Annotated in this window: 21 protein-coding genes, 11 tRNA genes and 1 pseudogene; 3 read left to right on the forward strand and 30 right to left on the reverse strand. The window is 41.3% G+C overall.

Annotated elements, in window-relative coordinates; translation table 11 throughout:
* Positions 1–110: 110 nt before the first annotated feature.
* The 12 genes from HNQ41_RS11720 to HNQ41_RS11775 all read right to left on the reverse strand — a co-directional run bounded on the left by HNQ41_RS11720 (position 111) and on the right by HNQ41_RS11775 (position 2,199).
* A tRNA-Ile gene (locus HNQ41_RS11720) sits at positions 111–187 on the reverse strand.
* A 4-nt stretch (positions 188–191) separates the two neighbouring features.
* Positions 192–265, reverse strand: a tRNA-Gly gene (locus HNQ41_RS11725).
* Between the two features lie 159 nt (positions 266–424).
* A tRNA-Pro gene (locus HNQ41_RS11730) sits at positions 425–501 on the reverse strand.
* A 13-nt stretch (positions 502–514) separates the two neighbouring features.
* A tRNA-Arg gene (locus tag HNQ41_RS11735) sits at positions 515–591 on the reverse strand.
* A 6-nt stretch (positions 592–597) separates the two neighbouring features.
* Positions 598–683: transfer RNA gene (locus HNQ41_RS11740), tRNA-Leu, on the reverse strand.
* An 86-nt stretch (positions 684–769) separates the two neighbouring features.
* A tRNA-Leu gene (locus HNQ41_RS11745) sits at positions 770–854 on the reverse strand.
* Positions 855–861: 7 nt separating this feature from the next.
* A tRNA-Asp gene (locus HNQ41_RS11750) sits at positions 862–937 on the reverse strand.
* 25 nt (positions 938–962) lie between these two features.
* Positions 963–1,038: transfer RNA gene (locus HNQ41_RS11755), tRNA-Val, on the reverse strand.
* Positions 1,039–1,289: 251 nt separating this feature from the next.
* Positions 1,290–1,364, reverse strand: a tRNA-Glu gene (locus HNQ41_RS11760).
* A gap of 18 nt (positions 1,365–1,382) precedes the next feature.
* Positions 1,383–1,473: transfer RNA gene (locus HNQ41_RS11765), tRNA-Ser, on the reverse strand.
* A 4-nt stretch (positions 1,474–1,477) separates the two neighbouring features.
* A tRNA-Asn gene (locus tag HNQ41_RS11770) sits at positions 1,478–1,552 on the reverse strand.
* A gap of 179 nt (positions 1,553–1,731) precedes the next feature.
* Positions 1,732–2,199, reverse strand: coding sequence for a SprT family protein (locus HNQ41_RS11775; RefSeq protein WP_184664638.1), 468 nt, complete (start codon positions 2,197–2,199; stop codon positions 1,732–1,734).
* A gap of 130 nt (positions 2,200–2,329) precedes the next feature.
* Between HNQ41_RS11775 and cmpA the strand changes: the two genes are divergently transcribed.
* A complete protein-coding gene (gene cmpA / locus HNQ41_RS11780) occupies positions 2,330–2,458 on the forward strand; it encodes a cortex morphogenetic protein CmpA (RefSeq protein ID WP_184664639.1) in 129 nt (42 codons plus the stop codon).
* Here the strand turns inward: cmpA and HNQ41_RS11785 are convergent, their stop codons facing one another.
* The 15 genes from HNQ41_RS11785 to acpS form a co-directional block, all read right to left on the reverse strand.
* A complete protein-coding gene (locus HNQ41_RS11785) occupies positions 2,459–4,639 on the reverse strand; it encodes a Tex family protein (protein ID WP_184664640.1) in 2,181 nt (726 codons plus the stop codon).
* A gap of 172 nt (positions 4,640–4,811) precedes the next feature.
* Positions 4,812–5,417, reverse strand: coding sequence for a SpoIIE family protein phosphatase (locus HNQ41_RS11790; RefSeq protein ID WP_184664641.1), 606 nt, complete (start codon positions 5,415–5,417; stop codon positions 4,812–4,814).
* Positions 5,417–6,202 carry an RNA polymerase sigma factor SigB gene (sigB, locus tag HNQ41_RS11795; protein ID WP_184664642.1) on the reverse strand — a complete coding sequence of 262 codons (786 nt, stop codon included), beginning with the start codon at positions 6,200–6,202 and terminating at the stop codon, positions 5,417–5,419. Before sigB ends, HNQ41_RS11790 begins: the two co-directional genes overlap by 1 nt.
* A complete protein-coding gene (gene rsbW, locus HNQ41_RS11800; RefSeq protein ID WP_184664643.1) occupies positions 6,168–6,659 on the reverse strand; it encodes an anti-sigma B factor RsbW in 492 nt (163 codons plus the stop codon). The genes sigB and rsbW overlap by 35 nt, the downstream gene beginning before the upstream one ends.
* Positions 6,659–6,988, reverse strand: a complete 330-nt coding sequence (locus HNQ41_RS11805) for an STAS domain-containing protein (RefSeq protein WP_184664644.1) — start codon at positions 6,986–6,988, stop codon at positions 6,659–6,661. The genes rsbW and HNQ41_RS11805 overlap by 1 nt, the downstream gene beginning before the upstream one ends.
* 73 nt (positions 6,989–7,061) lie before the next feature.
* Entirely contained in the window at positions 7,062–8,078 is a 1,017-nt protein-coding gene (locus tag HNQ41_RS11810; protein ID WP_184664645.1) for a PP2C family protein-serine/threonine phosphatase, read from the reverse strand.
* Positions 8,079–8,096: 18 nt separating this feature from the next.
* Positions 8,097–8,498, reverse strand: a complete 402-nt coding sequence (locus HNQ41_RS11815) for an anti-sigma regulatory factor (RefSeq protein WP_184664646.1) — start codon at positions 8,496–8,498, stop codon at positions 8,097–8,099.
* A 3-nt stretch (positions 8,499–8,501) separates the two neighbouring features.
* On the reverse strand, positions 8,502–8,858 hold the full coding sequence (locus HNQ41_RS11820; RefSeq protein WP_184664647.1) for an STAS domain-containing protein: 357 nt from the start codon (positions 8,856–8,858) through the stop codon (positions 8,502–8,504).
* Positions 8,859–8,872: 14 nt separating this feature from the next.
* Positions 8,873–9,700, reverse strand: coding sequence for an RsbT co-antagonist protein RsbRA (locus HNQ41_RS11825; RefSeq protein ID WP_184664648.1), 828 nt, complete (start codon positions 9,698–9,700; stop codon positions 8,873–8,875).
* A 350-nt stretch (positions 9,701–10,050) separates the two neighbouring features.
* Positions 10,051–10,401, reverse strand: a complete 351-nt coding sequence (locus HNQ41_RS11830) for a type II toxin-antitoxin system PemK/MazF family toxin (protein ID WP_184664649.1) — start codon at positions 10,399–10,401, stop codon at positions 10,051–10,053.
* A 5-nt stretch (positions 10,402–10,406) separates the two neighbouring features.
* Positions 10,407–10,688, reverse strand: coding sequence for an antitoxin (locus HNQ41_RS11835; RefSeq protein ID WP_184664650.1), 282 nt, complete (start codon positions 10,686–10,688; stop codon positions 10,407–10,409).
* A 148-nt stretch (positions 10,689–10,836) separates the two neighbouring features.
* Entirely contained in the window at positions 10,837–12,009 is a 1,173-nt protein-coding gene (gene alr / locus HNQ41_RS11840) for an alanine racemase (protein WP_246421660.1), read from the reverse strand.
* A gap of 205 nt (positions 12,010–12,214) precedes the next feature.
* On the reverse strand, positions 12,215–13,249 hold the full coding sequence (locus HNQ41_RS11845; protein ID WP_184664652.1) for a LolA family protein: 1,035 nt from the start codon (positions 13,247–13,249) through the stop codon (positions 12,215–12,217).
* 64 nt (positions 13,250–13,313) lie between these two features.
* The gene (locus HNQ41_RS11850) at positions 13,314–14,846 is read right to left on the reverse strand and encodes an NAD(P)H-hydrate dehydratase (RefSeq protein ID WP_184664653.1); all 1,533 of its coding nucleotides are present in this window, start codon (positions 14,844–14,846) and stop codon (positions 13,314–13,316) included.
* Between the two features lie 72 nt (positions 14,847–14,918).
* Positions 14,919–15,281 (reverse strand): holo-ACP synthase, encoded by a 363-nt coding sequence (acpS, locus tag HNQ41_RS11855; protein ID WP_184664654.1) that lies wholly within the window; start codon positions 15,279–15,281, stop codon positions 14,919–14,921.
* A 724-nt stretch (positions 15,282–16,005) separates the two neighbouring features.
* Between acpS and HNQ41_RS11860 the strand changes: the two genes are divergently transcribed.
* Positions 16,006–16,761: a rhomboid family intramembrane serine protease gene (locus tag HNQ41_RS11860; RefSeq protein WP_184664655.1), complete on the forward strand. Its 756-nt coding sequence runs from the start codon at positions 16,006–16,008 to the stop codon at positions 16,759–16,761.
* Between the two features lie 157 nt (positions 16,762–16,918).
* Here the strand turns inward: HNQ41_RS11860 and HNQ41_RS11865 are convergent, their stop codons facing one another.
* The 3 genes from HNQ41_RS11865 to HNQ41_RS11875 are packed head-to-tail and all read right to left on the reverse strand — an operon-like array spanning position 16,919 to position 19,530.
* A complete protein-coding gene (locus HNQ41_RS11865; RefSeq protein WP_184664656.1) occupies positions 16,919–17,845 on the reverse strand; it encodes a metal ABC transporter solute-binding protein, Zn/Mn family in 927 nt (308 codons plus the stop codon).
* A 60-nt stretch (positions 17,846–17,905) separates the two neighbouring features.
* Entirely contained in the window at positions 17,906–18,775 is an 870-nt protein-coding gene (locus HNQ41_RS11870) for a metal ABC transporter permease (RefSeq protein WP_184664742.1), read from the reverse strand.
* Complete coding sequence (locus HNQ41_RS11875) at positions 18,775–19,530, reverse strand: metal ABC transporter ATP-binding protein (protein ID WP_184664657.1); 756 nt, start codon at positions 19,528–19,530, stop codon at positions 18,775–18,777. The genes HNQ41_RS11870 and HNQ41_RS11875 overlap by 1 nt, the downstream gene beginning before the upstream one ends.
* A gap of 544 nt (positions 19,531–20,074) precedes the next feature.
* Between HNQ41_RS11875 and HNQ41_RS11880 the strand changes: the two are divergent.
* Positions 20,075–20,227 (forward strand): annotated as a pseudogene (locus HNQ41_RS11880) (DUF1540 domain-containing protein); the annotation flags it as partial.
* Between the last annotated feature and the right edge of the window lie 79 nt (positions 20,228–20,306).

Genomic DNA, 20,306 nt, shown 5'->3' on the forward strand with positions numbered 1-20,306 from the left:
TTTGATGTCTCTGACATCTTTATTGTTTCATTGACAGAATCTTAAATAAGATCCCGCTGGTCGCTTAGCTTTTTGTTTAGTTTTCAAAGGTCAGTTGAACTCATCAATAATGGTGGGCCTGAGTGGACTTGAACCACCGACCTCACGCTTATCAGGCGTGCGCTCTGACCAACTGAGCTACAGGCCCATTATGGAGCGGGTGATGGGAATCGAACCCACGACATCAGCTTGGAAGGCTGAGGTTTTACCACTAAACTACACCCGCAAATATAGTTTTGTCATTTCAAAATTTCACCATGTCTCTTACTCTTCTCGTTCATTCATTAGGAGATGATGCGTCGAGACAACTCGAAGTCATGCCAGTTAAGTTTCGCTCGTGGCTGAGGTTTCACCTCTAAACTACACTCACATATGATATTTGAAATGGTCGGGAAGACAGGATTTGAACCTGCGACCCCTTGGTCCCAAACCAAGTGCTCTGCCAAGCTGAGCTACTTCCCGCTTTTTTTAAAAATGGCGCGCCCGAGAAGATTCGAACTCCTAACCTTCTGATCCGTAGTCAGACGCTCTATCCAGTTGAGCTACGGGCGCAATATATGGTGCGGTCGAGAGGAGTCGAACCTCCACGGGGTTGCCCCCACTAGGCCCTCAACCTAGCGCGTCTGCCGTTCCGCCACGACCGCATATCTTAAAATTATAAGTTAATGTTTTCTGGATGTCAATAAGCTTTTTTATAAACCTTTTAACTCTAGTTAATTATTTCTTCAAATGGTGCGGGTGGAGGGAGTCGAACCCCCACGTCCGAAGACACTAGATCCTAAGTCTAGCGCGTCTGCCAATTCCGCCACACCCGCAAAAAAATGGCGGTCCCGACGGGATTCGAACCCGCGATCTCCTGCGTGACAGGCAGGCATGTTGACCGCTACACTACGGGACCTAACTTTATTCCGTTCTTTTTAAAATGGTGGAGGATGGCGGGCTCGAACCACCGACCCCTTGCTTGTAAGGCAAGTGCTCTCCCAGCTGAGCTAATCCTCCGAAGTTTTGATGTTGTTATTCCTTTGTAGCATCCCTGTTTCTTCCTCTGCAAGTACAATCAATGATGTTCATGCGTCGAAACAACTCGATGCTTTTCCTTAGGTGAATTCGCTCGTAGCTGAGCTAATCCTCCGAAGTTTTGATGTTGTATTTCAATGAAGTCTCCTACTCCTTCATCGACCTTCTTGTTTCTTCTGAACAAAATGATCTACTAGTTAAAACAACGAATCTGGAGTTTTAAATATCGGCAATGGTGACCCGTAGGGGATTCGAACCCCTGTTACCGCCGTGAAAGGGCGGTGTCTTAACCACTTGACCAACGGGCCGATAAAAAAGTTAATCTATGGCGGAGAAGGAGGGATTCGAACCCTCGCGCCGCTTTCGCGACCTACTCCCTTAGCAGGGGAGTCCCTTCAGCCACTTGGGTACTTCTCCTAAATGGCTCCACAGGCAGGATTCGAACCTGCGACCCATCGGTTAACAGCCGATTGCTCTACCACTGAGCTACTGTGGAATGCTCGTCTTCGAATCAGACTTTTTAAATTATAACTCAAACCCAAGTTTCTGTCAACAAGTATTTTTTCGAGCTTTTTCAGCCAATTTCCCTTCGCCTCAACAGCGACTTTTATAATTTATCACACATATATAACAACGTCAACTACTAAAACAATTTTTCTATAAAACCATTCATCATTAGCGCACAATCTCCTCCAACACTAGCTTCAATTGATTTTGACAACGCCCGCAAACAAACTTATTTAAGTTAATCTTTCGCTTTCTTTGATAGCGAGCTGAACATTTTTTGCATTCATAAATGTAGCGCTTAGACGACGAACGTTTTGCCCCTGGCGGCAATTGACAATACCTCGATCCGCCAACTTCATTTAATAACGCCTTAAAATCGGCATCCTTATGGCGGTACCCTTTCCCTGCAATGTGTAAATGATAATGGCAAAGTTCATGTTTAATAATTTTCACGAATTCATCATAACCGAAATACGCCAACTGCTTAGGGTTCAATTCGATGTCGTGGCTATTTAATAAATAGCGCCCCCCTGTCGTTCGCAGTCTTGCATTAAACCTCGCCTCGTGGCGAAAGGGGACACCAAAGTCTTTTATAGATATATCTTCAACGAGCTTTTGTAACTCTCGATTCTCCATTTTTAAGGCGCCCCTTTCAAAAAGGCCATTTACTAAGAAACAAGGACAAACATATTTGCATAACATATGAATATCCATGCCGTACTTTCACCTAAAAGATTAATTCAGTACGTTTGAAGGAGTGAATATCATGCCAACATGGTTAAAGCAACAATTGCGAGAAGCATATTTAAATAAAGACTTGTACCGCATTCGTTTACTTAACCAATGTTGGTTTTATTATCAAAAAATTCATGGCTCCGCTTCATCTAGATCATAGTTACGTCTGGTTCTTGGGTGGTAACATCGTCAAGGCTATCCGCCCTTTTTTCGTTTCTACCTCTTCTACCCACACTGTAACAATCTCCCCTACAGAAACGACTTCCATTGGATGTTTCACAAACCGGTTTGCTAATTTAGAAATGTGAACAAGTCCATCTTGCTTCACGCCAATATCGACAAATGCACCGAAATCGACAACATTACGAACTGTTCCTTGAAGTTCCATCCCAGGTGACAGGTCTTCCATTGAAAGAACGTCTGTTTTCAACAACGGCTTTGGTATATCATCACGGGGATCGCGCTGTGGCTGACCTAGTGCACTAATAATATCTTTGAGTGTCGGCAAACCACAACTGAGTTTTTCAGCTAAAATTCTCTCATCTAATGAAGAAAGTTTATGTTGTAGCTCACTTGTGCCAACCTGATCTACACTCGCCTCAACTTCATTTAATACTTGCTTCGCTAAAGAATAACTCTCAGGGTGAATTGGCGTTTCATCTAAAGGTTGTTCTCCTTCTGGAATTCTTAGAAACCCAACTGCTTGCTCATACGTTTTCGCACCTAGACGCGGAACATCCTTTAATTGACGTCTAGAAGTGAACTTCCCTTCTTCATCGCGTTTTTTCACGATTTGTTTAGCTACGTTTTTTGATAACCCTGAAACATATTGAAGAAGTGACACCGAAGCCGTATTCACATTCACACCGACTTGGTTTACGACCGTTTCTACAACGAAAGTTAACGAATCATTAAGCCAGCTTTGTGATACGTCATGTTGGTACTGACCGACACCCACAGATTTCGGATCAATCTTCACCAATTCAGCTAAAGGATCTTGTAACCTCCGCGCAATTGAAATGGCACTACGTTCTTCCACTTGTAAGTCAGGAAATTCTTCACGACCTAAAGAAGAGGCGGAATAGACACTAGCTCCCGCTTCATTAACGATTAAGTAAAAGACTTCCTCTTCTAGTGATTGGATCGTCTCAGCAATAAATTGCTCCGTCTCCCTAGAAGCAGTCCCATTACCTACCGCAATCACATCTACTCGATGTTTCTGAATAAAACTTTTAACAACCTTGCTTGCCGCTTCTTTTTCGTTACGAGGGGGCGTTGGGTAAATGACCTCAATATCTAACACCTTCCCTGTCTCATCAACAACTGCGAGCTTACAACCCGAACGATACGCAGGGTCCACACCAAGAACAACTTGCTCTTTTAAAGGTGGTTGTAAAAGTAAATTGCGGAGGTTTTCTGAGAAGATCTCGATGGCTTGTTGTTCAGCCTTTTCCGTTAATTCTTTTCGTAACTCCCGTTCAATCGAAGGCTGGATTAACCTTTTATAGGCATCTTCAATTGCCTCATCAATTTCAACTCCAACGATGCTCTCCTTCTCTTGAACAATACGTTTCTTTAATAATTCGGTTATGCGATCTGTCGGGGCGTTGATGGATACACGCAATACCGCTTCCTTTTCACCACGATTTAAAGCAAGGACCCTATGAGGAACAATGGATTTAACAGGCTCTTCATACTCATAATACATTTCATAAATATTTGTATCATCCACTGCGTCCTTCTTCAGATTAGAAGTCATACTTCCAGATTGGTAAGTCATTCTTCTCACTTCTTGACGAAGTTGAGGATCATCAGAGACCCTTTCACTTATAATGTCTTTGGCTCCTTGTACCGCATCTTCAACACGATGCACTTTCTTTTCTTCATCAATATATTTATTTGCTTCTTCCTCCAATGAACCTTCTCTCGGGAACGAGATCATCCAGTCCGCCAAAGGTTCAAGTCCTTTTTCTTTCGCCTTCGTTGCTCGCGTTTGGCGTTTTTGACGATAAGGACGGTATAAATCTTCTACATCTTGCAATTTCGTTGCTTGTTCAATATTTTGCTGTAATTCTTCCGTTAATTTCCCTTGTTCCTCAATGAGACGAAGCACTTCGCTCTTACGTTTCGCCACTTGATTAACGTAGGTCCACATATCGAGAATTTCGCGTAATTGAACTTCATCTAATCCACCCGTTTGCTCTTTACGGTAACGGGCGATAAAAGGAACGGTGTTCCCATCTTCATGGAGTTTCACCGTTTCTCGAACAGCTTTTTCACTGTTCCCTGTTTGCTTTGTTATTTGCTTTATCATTGTCGTTTGTTCTTCCACTGTCGCCATTGCTGGTACGACCCCTTCCAAATTCCAATTTTCGCAACTTGATGTTTTATCACTATTTCACCACTCTATTGTACACAAGCATCGTCTATCCTTCCAACATAACAAAAAAAGACCAGGGGCTCCCTGGTGAAAAGCTAAGAATATTATCGGCTTAGGTACTTAACACTACCACTCATAAACAGAACTTTCCCACCATGACCGTTACATCATCTGCCCCACTAGGCACAGACTCCGTGATCACTTCAACAGTACTTTTAGTGGAGAAAACGGGAGACATCAGCGAATGAATAACAGGATCATATAACATGCCGTCCGAATATAAAATAAAACTCACGTTCGATTCAAACGGAATATATTGAATAGGAATTTGTCGTGGACGCCCAGACAAATAGCCGCGTGTCGAAATCAGATGAGTCCATGCACCAGTTGGCGAATAGAATATACACGTTATATTCCCGATACTACTATATGAGATTTCATTCATTCTATAGTCAATTTTCACGACCATTAGAGCTGCCCCCCTTTCGTTCACAAGGGCTTCATTACACTTCTGCACCAATCGATCAACTTGTAGATTCGAATAGCGAGCAACCACCTCAATCGCCGCCTCTGATGCCTCCCTCGCCTCTCGACCACTTCCTAATCCATCTGCAATCGCACAAATAAAATAGTCTTTCGTTTCATGAACATAATAGGCATCACCACAACAAAGGTTCCCGTTTTTCGCGGCCTGGTGTACAGAGACATCTACATGTTGAAAGGTGTGCGACTGATACATTACAAACACTCCGATGGTTCAACGCGAAGGGACTCGCGCAACTTTTTAAGTGCTCGTCTTTGCAAACGCGATACATGCATTTGCGATATCCCCAAATGTTCTCCCGCTTCTTTTTGGCTATAGTTTTCAAAATATGTATAATAAAGAATTTGCTTTTCTCGCTCATTCAAAACATTAAAGGCTTTCTGTAACAACAACTGTTGGTCTGTTTTTTCAAAACCTTCATCCGTTGCACCTACTAAATCGAGTAATGTAACGGCACTTCCTTCGTCATCGGCTTCAATTGAACGGTCGACCGAGAGCGCTTGATAACTTTTACCCATTTCCATCGTTTCCAGCACTTCTTCTTCAGAAACGCCTATATGCTCAGCAATTTCATCGACTTGTGGAGAGCGTTGCATTTCAACAGTCAACTCTTCTACAGCACCCTTAATTTTTGGACCTAGTTCCTTGATCCTCCTCGGAACGTGAACACTCCACGTTTTATCGCGAATAAATCGTTTAATTTCACCAACGATTGTCGGCACTGCAAACGATTCAAAACTGCGACCATATTCAGGGTCAAAACGGCGAAGGGCCGCGAGCAGCCCGATCATTCCTACTTGGATTAAATCTTCATCATACCTTTGCCCCTTGGAAAATTTCCGTGCTAAAGAGTGAACGAGACCTTCAAATTGTTGAACAAGTTGCGTTTGAACTGCTTCGTCTCCTGTTTCTTGGAATTGACGAATTGCTTCATATAGATCTGGACTATTGCTTCGTTTTTGCTGAGATTCCGTCGTCACTCTGTTCCACCTCACCTCTTTGTAGGAACTTCGTCATCATAATAATGACGCCAGACTCCCCGCATATTTCTACGCGGTCCATCAATGTATCGATAAGGAAAAGCCCGAGACCTCCTTCCTTCATATCGCCAATCGGTTCTTGCGCATCAATCGGACCTAGATCTTTTTTTAGCGCTTCGATATCAAAGCTATTACCTCGATCTGCGACCATCATTTCAATTCGGTCCGAATAAACGCCGCACCCTACTGTCATAAAAGCTTCGGATTCCTCTCCATCATAAGCGTGATTTACGACATTGGTACATGCTTCTGCAACGGCAATTTTAATATCTTCGATGTCGTCATACGTATACCCTACACGATTTGCAACACCAGAAACTGTTAGACGAACAACACCGACATATTCCGGTTTTGCCGGCACTTTCATTTCTATAAAATCAGAAAGTTGTTGTGACATTACGCTTCCTCCCTCTTCCCTTCTTCGATGTCCATTACTTCGTTTAACCCCGTAATATCGAACAGACGGCTCACACGATCATTCAATCCTACTAATTTCAACGAACTGCCATGCTTGTCCGTTGATTTTAAAGCGCCAATAAAGATACCAAGCCCTGTGCTGTCAATATAATCAACCTCAGACAAATCAACGACGACCTTCTCATCTTGCTTTTCCGTTAACGGCAGGAGAGACTCCTTTAATGTAGATGCTGTATATACATCAACTTCCCCTTGTAAAAATACCGTACTCTCATTTTCTCGCTCTTGCACTTGCAGTTCTAGATTCATACTTTCCCTCCTTGACACGTCCATCATTTGCGTCGGTTATCTTTACCCATCGAATACGAGTATTAAACGTGCGTTACATATTGCGTCGTAAAATAAGAAGAGTGAAGTCATCACGCAATTGAAAGCTTTGCAGTCGTTCTAGGTCGCGGTACACATTTTCGACAATTTCTTGAGCAGTCAAATGAGAATACTTTCGAATGAGTGCTGTAATCTGGTCCCTCTCTATAAAGTCATTCCCATAACGGCATTCAGTTACCCCATCAGAAAGAAGAACAATCATGTCATTCAGCTCAACCTCTGCTACGTATTCGTTATATGATGTCTTTTTCGATAACCCAAGTACAAGCCCTTTCGTTTTAAGATCCTCAAATGTATCTGTTTTTGCGCGGTAAAAAAATCCAGGTTCATGCCCAGCACCTGCATAATGAAATTGGTGAACATCCGGGTCGTAAAAGCCATAAACCATCGTGATAAACATATGATTATCAATATTTTGTTCGACGACGCGATTAACATTCTCTAAAAGTGGACCTGGCTGCAAGCGCTGTTCTGGCAAACTATCGATCGCGTATTTAATCATCGACATACAAAGTGCAGCTGGAACCCCTTTACCAATAACGTCAGCAACAGCGACTCCTAAACGGCCATGATCATCAGTCATATAATGATAATAATCACCACTCATTTTTCCTGCAGGAACACTAATCAACCCTAGTTCCACGCCATTTTCATTACTTGGAGGGTCTGAAGGGAGTAAAGACTGTTGCATTTGGGCAGCCACATTTAACTCCGACTCCAATTCACGTTGACGATCACGTAAACTTTGATGCTCCCGATGCGCAAGACCATAGCCCACCATTACTTCTAATAAAACATCAAATGAATCTTCTACGTCATCTGGGACGTACTGGATGATTTCTCGAAAAACAGAAAGGTGCAAGCTAATCATATCTTCTGGTGACATGTCCTGTTCGATCATCTCTTTGCTAAATTGTTGTGCAGAATACAGCGTATGTTCATTTTTGCTTTCTAAATAGTTAGACAACATTTCCTTGTATATTTGATACAGCGAAGATTCTATTTGTTTCATGTGCCCGGCACCTCCTTATTAACGGAGCCACTTTATCGAGATGATCGTTGTTCCTTCCTCTTCTTCAGAATCAATATCAAAATCATCCATTAAACGCTTCACTCCCGGCAATCCCGCACCTAAACCTCCAGATGTAGTGAAGCCATCCTCCATGACACTGCGAACATCTTTAATACCTGGTCCACGGTCCGAGGCGACAACTTTCATTCCTCGTTTTCCAGCTGAGGCGACTTCCTCAATGGATATCTCACCTTGATTAGCATATAAATAAATATTACGGGCAAGTTCAGAAATTGCCGTCGTTATTCTAGCTTGGTCCACAGAACCAAACCCTATTTCCTTTGCTAATTTCCGTCCGGCTTGACGGGCTGCCACAATCCCCCATTCACTATGAATATCTACTCGGGTTTGCACCTGCATGTATCAACCCTCCAGTTCCCGTTGGAGTTTCTCTAACCCCTGCTCTAAATCCAGCGCTGTTGCAACATCTTCCAATGTGATACCCATGTCAATAAGCGTAATAGCTACTGACGGTTGAATGCCTGTTAAAACAACTTTCGCCCCCATTAATTTAGACATATCAACAACATCACCCAACACTTTTGCAATATATGAATCAACCATTTCCACAGATGTTAAATCGATAACAACGCCACGCGAACCTTCTTGGTGAATCTTATTAAGTACATCTTCTTGAAATTGAAGCACCGTTTGATCATCTAGTTCGACTTGAATAGAAATTAATAAATAATCATAGAGTTTTAATATCGGAATTCGCAAAGCTAGTGCCCCCTTTACTTCGACGCTAAATCAACAATTTCACGGTCGGTCATTTTAAGCGCTGTCGCCATTCCTTTTTTCAATGTACTTTTTGTCGAAAACTTGCCTAAATCAATACCTAGGTTAACAACTGTCTGCGCAATCTCAGGTCGAATACCAACGAGAATACATTCGGCGCCTACTAACCGAACCGCTTCCGCCGCTTGAATAATGTGGTGAGCCACCATGGTATCAACAACCGGAACACCTGTTATATCAATAAGAACGACTTGAGCCCTATTCTCAATCACACCCTCTAACAGGTTCTCCATAATCAATTTCGCTCGTTCACTATCGATCGTCCCGATAAGCGGCATAACACAGATCTCATCAAAAACAGGGATAAGCGGAGCTGACAATTCTTTTAATGCCATTTTTTGCGAAAAAACAGTGTTCTCCCACGAACCGCTATAATCACTTACTAGTGCATTGATGAGGTTGTCGATCCAACTTTCAATTTCTTGATAAAACTCAATGTCATAACAGTAGTTATCACCTGTGTTAGACAGCGTTTCCACAGTAATTTGTCGAAAAGACTGCAAGCCACGAGTAATATAATTGAGAGGCCATCCTAGTTGAATCAGACGCTCTGAATACTGACTAATGCGCTCGTATACATCATCAGAACAAAGGTCAACCGTTTCAAAGATTTTATCGACAAATTCACGATTTGTGCTCCGATAAACTGAATCCGAAATATTCTGCAAATAATCTTCGTACCTAAATTGCTCAATCTCTTCTAGCCATTGTTCGACAATTTCATCTTTTTTCTCTAAAATACTTTCTTTAATCGATGGATGCATCCATACTTCCCCCATTTTCTATGCTCGTATCAATATTATTTCACTGATTCCTTCGGATTGCAACGATACTTGTAGACAGTAAAAAACTTGTAATCTTTTCACTTAAAAGTTCACAATTTTTTACTTAAAATGTGTTACTCCGTCTATTTTCCGAATATTCTGTATATTAAACGGAGAATTTTCTACTCCATTTATGCTTTAAACCACCCGAGGTCATACCCGGCATATGAACAGGATTTTTAATTCATCTCTTGCGATCCACCCTAGCATTTTAATTTCTAATAAAACAAAAAAGCTGCTTGGAAAAAGCAACTTTCTGAACGGTCGATCGTATTTCTATTTACAATATCCTAAAAGTCGATCAGCCCTAGGCTGATCATGAGTGCATCATTAACTTTCACCATCATATCGTCATCCAGATGAGTGATTTTATCTGTTAGTCGCTGTTTATCGATCGTCCGAATCTGCTCTAATAAGATGACAGAGTCGCGGTCGAATCCATATCGTTTTGCACTAATTTCAACGTGCGTTGGTAATTTCGCTTTTTGAATTTGTGCAGTAATAGCTGCCACGATTACAGTCGGACTAAATCGATTGCCGATATCATTCTGAATAACTAGAACTGGTCGAACGCCCCCTTGTTCGGAGCCAACAACGGGTGAAAGATCAGCAAAATACACATCACCGCGTTTTACAATCAATGGCCTTACACCCCACTAACTAATCGATCCAAGGTATGCTCGGCCTCCTCCTCGGCAAGAAAGGCTTCCGTTGCAATATTTAAATTAATTTTCGCCATCTCCATGTAACCTTGTTGCATTGTTTCACGAATCTGTTGTTTCTTCTGCTCTCTAAGGTACATTTTTGTCGCTTGTTGAATAATCTCACTTCGCTTTAAATTATCCTCGTTTTCTAACAAACCATCCAAATCATTTAAAACATGTTGTGGTAAACTCACCATGATTCGTTTAGTGTTCTCTTCTGACACAATAACACCTCCAACGAAACTGACAACCCTGAAATTTATCCCAAAACAATCATAGCACTTGCCTACCGGGATTGCAAAGTAACTTAAGCAATCACCATAATAACTTTTCTACAAAAAACGTAAAATTCCTTCAAAAAAAGATAAAACACTAAAAAACATCGTTATCAATCTGAACCATCTTTCCGCCCTTCCATACAGCCCGAGGAACCCGATAGCTAATCATACAAGGGATTTCATAAGTGATTGTACCTAGACGCCTAGCCACTTCTGCTACAGAAATCATGTCTTCTTGCTGTCTTCCAATCAACGTAACTTTTTCGCCAACTTCCACTCTATGTGGTAGTAAGACCATCATTTGATCCATACAAATACGACCGACGATCGGACAACGAACACCATTTACAAGGACTTCACCTTGCGTAGCATTTTCTCGAATCCACCCATCTGCATATCCGATCGGCACAGTTCCAATCCACTCATCCTTTTGTGCTTGATAAGTAGCACCGTAACTAATCGCTTCACCTGCAGATAGTTTTTTAACATGCACGAGACGGCTATGCAGAGAAAATGCCTCGTGTAATTCAAAGGGTAAATGCTCCGCAATTTCATCAGCTGGCGTCAAACCATACATAGATATTCCTACACGAACCATATTATACACTTTATCTAAGTGACGAAGTGCCGTAGCACTGTTGCCTGCGTGTATATATTTTATCGGTTCTGGGTGTTCTTTTTTTAACCAACGCAGCATCCGGTCAAAACGATTCTTCTGTTCATCAGCATACGACGCATCGAGTTCATCCGCAGTCGCAAAGTGTGTATACACACCTTCCAACTGGAAGTTTTTCGAATCGCGTATCCTCTTAACTACAGCATGCCCTTCTTTTTCCGTTCGTATGCCAATTCTAGCCATACCAGTATCAATTTTTAAATGACAATTAATCAAATCGTCGTCTTCTATGACCTTGGATGCTTGATCTAGCCAATCAGCTTGAAAAACAGTCAAAGCAATTGAATATTCAGCTGCGAGTTTTGTATCTTGCGGGCGTATATAACCTAGTACAAGGACAGGGGCTGTAACACCTGTTTTACGTAATGCTAACGCTTCATCTAGTGTTGCTACACCAATATAAGGAACACCTAAACGAAGTGCGACTCGCGCTACATGTTCAGCACCATGGCCATAACCGTTCGCTTTGACAACCGCCATCATTTGCGTTTCATCGGGTAGCCAACTTTGGAAGTTGTGAATATTTTTTTCAACCTCATCCAAATTCACTTCTACCCACGTGTCTCGATAAAAGGGTTGCCTTTCCCCCAACCTTGACGCCTCCTTTGATGAGCCAACCATTCCGTTCTTTTTAAGCGCTATGTTTTATTATCCTTCGCAAAAGTCTTTATGTCAATAAAGGACAAGATGGTAAAATACGGTTCGTTAAAATTCAGTCCAAAAGTATCAAAAATAGAAGGAGGCAGACTCGCCGAACGGAAACCATTCACGAAAGTCTGCCTCTTCAGTCCAAAGGTTATTTTTCTTCCGATCCATATACACTACGAGCGATTGTTGCTAATTCTTCATCGCTTAATGTTTGTGATGCTAAGAAGAAATCTGCCCCTTGGTAAGACCATGAGATCGTTTTGTTATCTCCATCTCTAGATAATGCACCAATCGCGAAACCTAGATCAATAGGATCACCTTCGGAAATATGCATCGGCGTACTCGCATCTACCGCTTGACTTCGCTGTTGTACTAATGTGAAAGAGTCATCTCCATCATAGGACAAAATCACTCGTTCACCATCTTCTGTCTCAATTTCTTGAGACTCTTCTAAGGACGTACCTTGTGGTTGATAAGTTGGATATAAAACATTAAATGGCTCTTCTGAACCTTCTTCAGCTAACGTCGGAATTTCTTCCATGTTCAACTGTGCTCCTGCCATATTACGATCCATATCAAAGTCGGCTTCATTGAATGATGCATCGACTTCAAATCCTTCAAATTCAATTTCCACAAGTACGTCAAGGTCTGGGTCCATCACTTGCACTTTATTAGGCGCTAAGTCTTTTTTATCGAGTGCAATTTCTTGTTGGTTTAAGTTTTTATTTGTATAGTTTGTATTCGTTTGGAAAATGTATTCATCATCTGTTGCTGTAAATGTACGTTCTGGATCGACCAAAATGTCATTAATCAAAGATTCATACAAGTAGACTTGGCTATTATTCTCAGGCCAGTCGCTTTGGAATCGGAAGCTCTTATTCAATGCTGGCGTTAAAACAAACACACCCTCGTCATTACGCAAAATAATTTGTTGTTGGTCTTTTTCTGCATTATTTAGCGCAACACGATAAAATGACGGACTGTCATGCCATACTTCCACGTCGTACGTTTGCGGCTCTTCACCTGTTTCTAACGTCATCTGCGCTTCTGCTTTATAACCTGACATACTTTCAAGACGGTCCTCTAATTCTCCTATGACATCTTCTTGTGTTTTCTCGCCACATCCGGCTAATGTCAATACTGCAACAGCAAGAAACATCACGAAAGTCATCGAACGTTTCATCTGCTCAACCCCTTTGTCTCGATTGGACGACAAAGGAGGGATTCTATTCATCGTGGTCCCTGTTTTAACGAAAGGCATAAGGCCATTCATTAATAAGGTCAGATGCGACCAAACCCATTGGTGAAGCACCACACTCTACCAATTGATCAGCTACATAACCATGGATATACACAGCATTGCAAAGAGCTTCTTGTATTGATTCGTGTTGCAGGCAAAAGGCAAGGATCGCGCCTGTTAAAATATCTCCAGATCCTCCTTTAGCTAACGAAGGGTTTCCCGTCGGATTAATCCACTGCTTACCATCAGGAGCAGTAACGATCGTGTACCTCCCTTTCAACACGAGGTATACACCAAAATCCATGGCAAAAGCTTTTGCGACATGAAAACGGTCCTGCTCAACGTTCTCTACAGTTTCCCCTGTTAACACAGCCATTTCTCCTGGATGAGGAGTCAGTACAACTGGGAACGACGCTTCTTTTAAACGTTCTTTTTCATAAGCCACATTGTGGATTGCATCGGCATCCATAATGACTGGGCCTTGGAACCCTGAGAACATATCGAAAATTGAAAAACGCTGATCACGTCCGATTCCTGGGCCAATAGCTATCCCATCAAATCGATTCGACTCTAGTACAGAAACAACAGAAGACATCCATTCTTCTTGCTCATGCTCATTGGCCAATGGATGAACCATCGCTTCAGGCGCTTGTGAAGCAGCTGCTGTTGCAACAGATAAAGGTGTCGCTAATGTCGTTAAACCCGCTCCCGCTCGTAAGCATGCTCTTGTTGTTAAAATGGGAGCTCCTGGCATCGTACGACTCCCACCTATAATGAGCGCCCGACCAAAGTCCCCTTTATGTGCATGATCTGATCTCTTGGGCAACGAGTTACGCACACGCGTCTCATCCCATAGTTCCCGATGAATGTTCATTTTTTGAAAAGCAGCAGCAGGAATCCCGATATCCAACGTGATCTGTTCTCCGTAGAAAGAAGCGTAAGGAAAATGAAAAGCTGTTAATTTAGGTGCTTGCAAAGTGAAAGTTTTATCTGCTTTCACACCCAAAACTTCTCTTTGCTCATTTTCCGTACTTGACGGTATACCACTAGGAACATCAATAGAGAAAACTTTGGCTTTACTTTCGTTGACAGCTGCGATGACTTCATCATATGGCTTTCTTACCTCACCACGAATTCCTGTTCCTAACAACCCATCAACGATGACATCATAGTGATTGATGTTACGGTAGAAAGTCTCATATTCCTCTTGATACTCGCGAAACTTATAACCACATCGTTGATAAATATTTGCATGGGTTTTCGCAGTTCCACGAATCCGATCAATTGGAGGTATCGTCCATACATCTACAAGATAACCTTTTTCGTTCAGTAATCGCCCGACAACAAAGCCATCTCCTCCATTATTTCCTGCACCAATGAAAACAGCGATCCGATTAGCCTCTTGTACAGATTTTTCTTTTTCCAATGCTAAAAATAACGCTTGCCCTGCATTTTCCATCAACAACTCTTCTTGCAACCCTATCGATTCCATGGTGTAGCGGTCAATTTGGTGCATCTCCTCACCAGTTACCACCTTCATTTGATAGTTCCCTCCTATCCGCAATATCACTATATGAGACTAGCCCATTCAATATGACGAGCCTAGCCCGTTTCATTCTTCAATAATTACTTGAGCGGCTGCATGGCCTGATGTGTGCGTAATTGAAACGTGATAACTTTTATTTTTATAAGCTTGCTTCTTCACTTCTAGAAGGGGTTTACCCGACTCAGAACGTAAAACTTCAATGTCTTGAAAAGATAAAGACGCACCGATTCCACAACCTATTGCTTTCGAACATGCCTCTTTTGCCGCAAACCGGCCTGCTATGTATTCCATCTGCTTTTTTTCTGGCAATTTATCTAAGGATGTTAACTCTTTTTCTGTAAGGATGCGAAACACAAATTTCGGTTGCCGCTTTGTAAGTTTCTGTATACGTTCTATTTCTACGATATCTAAACCAATTCCTACAATCATAAACGGAACTCCTCCACAATTTTTAATTAAATGAATTTCATAATAGATGATGTAAAGATCATTTCGGAACATGGATTGTAATTTTCACTTCAGGCGGACGCTTTCCCAAGGGCTTGTCTTCAGCTAAATTCAGCTCCACAAACCGTCGCTGAATTGGATCTTCAGACTGCGCTGACCCTTTTGGAGTCGCCGCCTTTCGTTTCAATCACCCGTTTCAAAAACGAACGTTAACCTTCGTGAAGTTTGTTAAAACCCTTCATTATGATATTGGTTCAATTAAATGAAATTTAACATTGTTCACAAAACAAGAGCTTATCTTATTGTAGATAAAGTATGCTACAATAAATGGTGATCATTTCTCATATGCTTTTTACATAAAGGATCTTTCCTTAAACTTTGTTGTTTTTGATAAACTCGGTGAAGCGAAAGGTGACGGCACTAGGTTGGCTAAATGCGGTCACGTCGTCGACCATGTGGTTCGCTTGTGGTTGTCGTATCGTTCGCTTGGACATTGATTCCGTTATTTACCTGAAAAAGGCCGATTTTGAGCTTTTTGCGGACATGAGTTCCGCTATTTGCAAAAAAATTCCCTTCATTGCATGCAAAAGAGAAGATTAACGGAACGTATGCCCGGGACCACGAACCACATTTTACTTGATCAGGTTTATTTTAGAGAACAGTCAAATTTTTAAATAAAGGAACCCATCTGAAAGGAGGACTCTCTTTGTTTATTCGTAATGAAAGTTTCGATTCCTACATTCGATCTTACCCGATTGTCACTGGATTAATCGCCATTAACCTCATTTTATATGTTTGGGTTTATTTTTTCCCATGGTTAGGTGGGGACTTCATTCGTGATATGGGGATCGGATTCAATTTTGCTGTCATTATGCTCGATGAATACTGGCGCCTTGTCACTTCTATCTTTTTACATGCTGGTTTAACACATGCTTTATTTAATTCCTTTTCCTTGTTCCTTTTTGGTCCCGCTCTTGAGCAAATGCTAGGAAAAATGAGATTTATTGTTGCATACCTTGGAACGGGAATTTTAGCGAATATTGGAACACTCATCGTTGGAGGCATTGACTATAACCCTCACCTCGGTGCTTCAGGAGCAATCTTCGGCTTATTTGGTATCTATATTTACATGGTACTATTTAGAAAAGATTTAATCGATTCTGCAAATGCACAAATTATTATGACAATCGTCGTTATCGGACTTATTATGACATTTGTTAATCCACGAATTAATATTTATGGCCACTTGTTTGGCTTAATTGCAGGGGCTGCGATTGGACCTATGATTTTATATAAAATTAAGTCCTTCAACCGCTTCCGGCGTCGCCCTGACCCAGATGAAATTGCCTTCGATCCAAACCGTTGGCAGAAAAAAGAAAAACAAAAGCAGTGGTTAAAACGCGCAGGGATCGCACTCGGTATTGTTTTGTTGATCGGCTGGTTAGGCCAGTTGTTCCTATAAGTCTGGAAAAAATTGAGGCCTTGAAAAGAGCCTCTTTTTTATACCTCGATAAAGCCTACAACCGAAATAACTCCCTTTGGAAAATCTCCAAATAAAAAAACAGGCCGAAGGAAAAAACACTTTCCTCACGGCCTGTTATAAAACATAAACCTGTTATTTATTGGCCTAACGCTTCTACAATTGCTTCTACGTTATGCTCCATCATATCAATGTAACTGTATACGCCTGTGCCTTCTTCTCCAAGGGCATCAGAATATATGACTTCTTCAAAGATCGGAACACCTGCGTTTTCAGATACAGTTTCCATGTAATTAGGACTTACAGTCGTTTCGATAAATACATAAGGAATACCGCGCTCAGTCACCATATCAACAAGTCTTGAGATTTGCTGAGGTGTCCCTTCTTCATGAGCATTTAACTCCCAAATTCCCTCTGTCTCAAAACCATAAGCTTCACCAAAGTAAACTAGTGCATCTTCACTAATTGTAATGAAACGGTGCTCTTCTGGGATCTGCTCTGTTTGCTCCTCAATCCATGCATCTAGTTCATTTAATTCCTCTTTAAAGCTTTCTGCATTTTCAGTGAAAGTACTTTCACCTTCTGGGTCTAGTTCAACCAATTCTTCAACAATGTTATCAACATACGTTTTGACTAACGCCGGGTTTAACCAAGCGTGTGGGTCATCTGCATTTCCTTCGGATAATGGAATTGGCGTAATTCCACCAGTCACTTCTGCAGCTGGTGTATCTGTGACATTATCCATCATAGATTCTAACCAAGACTCTAGGCCTAATCCATTAACGAAAAACAAGTCAGAATCCGTCACTTTTTCAAAGTCACTTGGTGTTGGTTCATGCTCTTCAGGTTCTTCTCCTAGCGGTACAATATAATCCACGGTACCGCGGTCACCAACAACTTCATCTACAACATCAGCTAATACGGAGAAACTAGCTGTTAATTCCAATTGTTCTGTCTCACCTTGATTTGCTTCCTGATCATCAGTCTCTTCGGAACAACCCATTAAAATGGACCCTGAGACAAAAAGTAAACCTAGTGCACTAAGTAAAGATTTGCTTTTAAACATCTTGATGTTCTCCTCCCTTAATTTCATATTCAATAAATCTATTTATCTTCTCAGGCAAATTTAAGCTTTGCCTGTTGATAACCTCCTGCACCAACGAATGGCCACACCTTGCTTAGGTGAAAAGAAAAAGGCTAACGTAAACAAAATCGAAGCAACGACAACAATAGATGCTCCAGTAGCGACATCATAAATATATGATAAGTAGACGCCTGTAACAGCTGATACCACACCAAAGAAGGCCGATAGCACCAACATAATATGCAAACGTTCAGTCAGTAGATATGCTGTTGCTCCTGGCGTGATTAACATCGCAACGACTAAGATAATTCCAACTGTATTTAAAGATGCCACTGTAACTAGCGAAAGTACGATCATGAGGATATAGTGAATCACCTTAGTTGGTAAGCCAATCGCTTTAGCCATCGTAGGGTCAAAAGTACTTAATAACAATTGTTTATAGAACAAAATAATCGCTAATAAGACGGCAATGGTAATGCCTAATGTGACCCATAGGTCTGTTCGGGACACTGCCAGCACATTACCAAACAAGATGTGCCAAATATCCACACTCGTGCCGCTGAGCGACGTCACCATAACAATACCAATCGCAAAAGTGGCAGTAAGAAGGATCCCGATCGCAGAGTCATCTTTAATCTTACTGTTTTGACTAATGTAACCTATACCTAATGCCGATAAAGCTCCTGTAGCAACTGCGCCAATAAAGAAACTACTACTCCCTAACATGTAGGATATAACAACACCTGGTAGCACGGCATGGGATATGGCTTCTCCCATTAAAGCCATACCTCTTAAAATAATAAAGCAACCAACAACACCACAGAGTATGCCTACTAAGGCCCCTGCAATCAAAGCATGTTGTAGAAAGGGATACGTACTGACTGCATCAAAAAAGAACCGTATTTCTTCCATCACCCCGTCACCACCATCTTCCCACCTTCATCAGATAGCATGGCGATGTTTCCATTGTAGGCCTCGCTAACCAAATCTGGTTGAAAGACCTTTGCTTTATCACCATAGCCTATAAGTTTTTTATTTAATAACATGAGGCTATCAAAGTATTCCTCAACTTTGCTGAGGTCATGGTGAACAACAAAGATCGTCTTCCCCTCATCTCTTAATTTCCTTAACAAATCAATAATGATATTTTCCGATGACACATCAATACCAGCAAATGGTTCATCCAAGAAGAAAACATCTCCATCCTGTGCCAACGCCCGAGCTAAGAACACACGTTGTTGTTGGCCTCCAGATAGTTCGCCAATTTGACGCTTCCGATATTCGAGCATTCCTACTTGCCTTAAACAATCGAGGGCAATTTCACGCTCTTTTTTTCCTGGTCGTTTCCACCATTTAAGGTGAGGGTAACTTCCCATGACGACAACATCTTCAACCAATACCGGAAAGTCAAAATCAATCATGCTTCGTTGAGGAACATAAGCAATTCGTTTTCTCACTTTAGAAATTGATTGCCCTAAAGCCGTGACTTCACCGTCATTTTTAGAAACCATACCCATAATTGCTTTAATAAGCGTGGATTTGCCGGCACCATTTGGGCCAATAATACCTATTAGCTGTTTAGGACTTGCTTCAAAGGAGATATCCTCAAGTGCGGTATGTCCGTAGTAAGAAACCGATAAATTCTTCACTTGTACCGCTGAATTCATAAATAATCCTCCTCTCCGATTCTGACAAAACATTAGAGCTGCGTATTTTTCTCTGGACAATTGTTTTGCACGAAGGCAACTTTCATTCAAAAAAATTTTCGCAACCATATTAGGCATCGTATTCTTTTGTTTTGTCCACAGTGAATTAATTTTCCCTAGACCAACTTTTGAGTATAAAAAAATGATCTTTCAATCAAAAAACCAAGCACAACCACTTATTTTATATTCACCTATACATATGAATGTGCAGTCATCATTTGTATAACGTAACATTTTTTTACCTAATGCAAAATCTCCTTTTATTATAGAGGGTATGCGCCTTATTTGTCTAGAACATTTATTCATTTTTTCAAAAACCTTAATTTGAATGACTTAGGAAAAAGCACCTTCCTTTAAAAAAAGCCCCCCATCACTCGCAAACCAAATCAACGCTGTCTATCAATTACCTTATTCAATCATTGGCTAATTGTGCACTTTAATTAAAAAATGATGAATAAAGACCTTGGAAGTGGTCATTCTCATACTAAATGAGTGAGGAGATACGGCCGTTGATGTTTTATGTGAAGTAAACAACTGTAAATTTTGAACTAAAGGAAATAAATGTGCAGCAGATAGTATTTATGTCATTAGCCATACTGGAAAAGAAGCAAAAAGACAAGAAGAAACAGATTGTAAAACATTTGATCCTGAGGTTTAATCACTTTCTAAAAGCAGTCCCCAGAGTGACAGCCAATAATAGCAATCACCCAAAATAGTACCAACAACTTGTTGGTACT

The sequence above is a fragment of the Texcoconibacillus texcoconensis genome (genome assembly GCF_014202575.1).
GTDB classification, from domain to species: Bacteria; Bacillota; Bacilli; order Bacillales; family Salisediminibacteriaceae; genus Texcoconibacillus; species Texcoconibacillus texcoconensis.

What these genes read in the sequence shown, in the direction of transcription:
- HNQ41_RS11775 (WP_184664638.1), bottom strand. Translation starts at nt 2,199, where the DNA reads ATGGAGAATCGAGAGTTACAAAAGCTCGTTGAAGATATATCTATAAAA.
- cmpA (WP_184664639.1), top strand. Translation starts at nt 2,330, where the DNA reads ATGCCAACATGGTTAAAGCAACAATTGCGAGAAGCATATTTAAATAAA.
- HNQ41_RS11785 (WP_184664640.1), bottom strand. Translation starts at nt 4,639, where the DNA reads ATGGCGACAGTGGAAGAACAAACGACAATGATAAAGCAAATAACAAAG.
- HNQ41_RS11790 (WP_184664641.1), bottom strand. Translation starts at nt 5,417, where the DNA reads ATGTATCAGTCGCACACCTTTCAACATGTAGATGTCTCTGTACACCAG.
- rsbW (WP_184664643.1), bottom strand. Translation starts at nt 6,659, where the DNA reads ATGTCACAACAACTTTCTGATTTTATAGAAATGAAAGTGCCGGCAAAA.
- HNQ41_RS11805 (WP_184664644.1), bottom strand. Translation starts at nt 6,988, where the DNA reads ATGAATCTAGAACTGCAAGTGCAAGAGCGAGAAAATGAGAGTACGGTA.
- HNQ41_RS11810 (WP_184664645.1), bottom strand. Translation starts at nt 8,078, where the DNA reads ATGAAACAAATAGAATCTTCGCTGTATCAAATATACAAGGAAATGTTG.
- HNQ41_RS11815 (WP_184664646.1), bottom strand. Translation starts at nt 8,498, where the DNA reads ATGCAGGTGCAAACCCGAGTAGATATTCATAGTGAATGGGGGATTGTG.
- HNQ41_RS11825 (WP_184664648.1), bottom strand. Translation starts at nt 9,700, where the DNA reads ATGCATCCATCGATTAAAGAAAGTATTTTAGAGAAAAAAGATGAAATT.
- HNQ41_RS11845 (WP_184664652.1), bottom strand. Translation starts at nt 13,249, where the DNA reads ATGAAACGTTCGATGACTTTCGTGATGTTTCTTGCTGTTGCAGTATTG.
- HNQ41_RS11850 (WP_184664653.1), bottom strand. Translation starts at nt 14,846, where the DNA reads ATGAAGGTGGTAACTGGTGAGGAGATGCACCAAATTGACCGCTACACC.
- acpS (WP_184664654.1), bottom strand. Translation starts at nt 15,281, where the DNA reads ATGATTGTAGGAATTGGTTTAGATATCGTAGAAATAGAACGTATACAG.
- HNQ41_RS11865 (WP_184664656.1), bottom strand. Translation starts at nt 17,845, where the DNA reads ATGTTTAAAAGCAAATCTTTACTTAGTGCACTAGGTTTACTTTTTGTC.
- HNQ41_RS11870 (WP_184664742.1), bottom strand. Translation starts at nt 18,775, where the DNA reads ATGGAAGAAATACGGTTCTTTTTTGATGCAGTCAGTACGTATCCCTTT.
- HNQ41_RS11875 (WP_184664657.1), bottom strand. Translation starts at nt 19,530, where the DNA reads ATGAATTCAGCGGTACAAGTGAAGAATTTATCGGTTTCTTACTACGGA.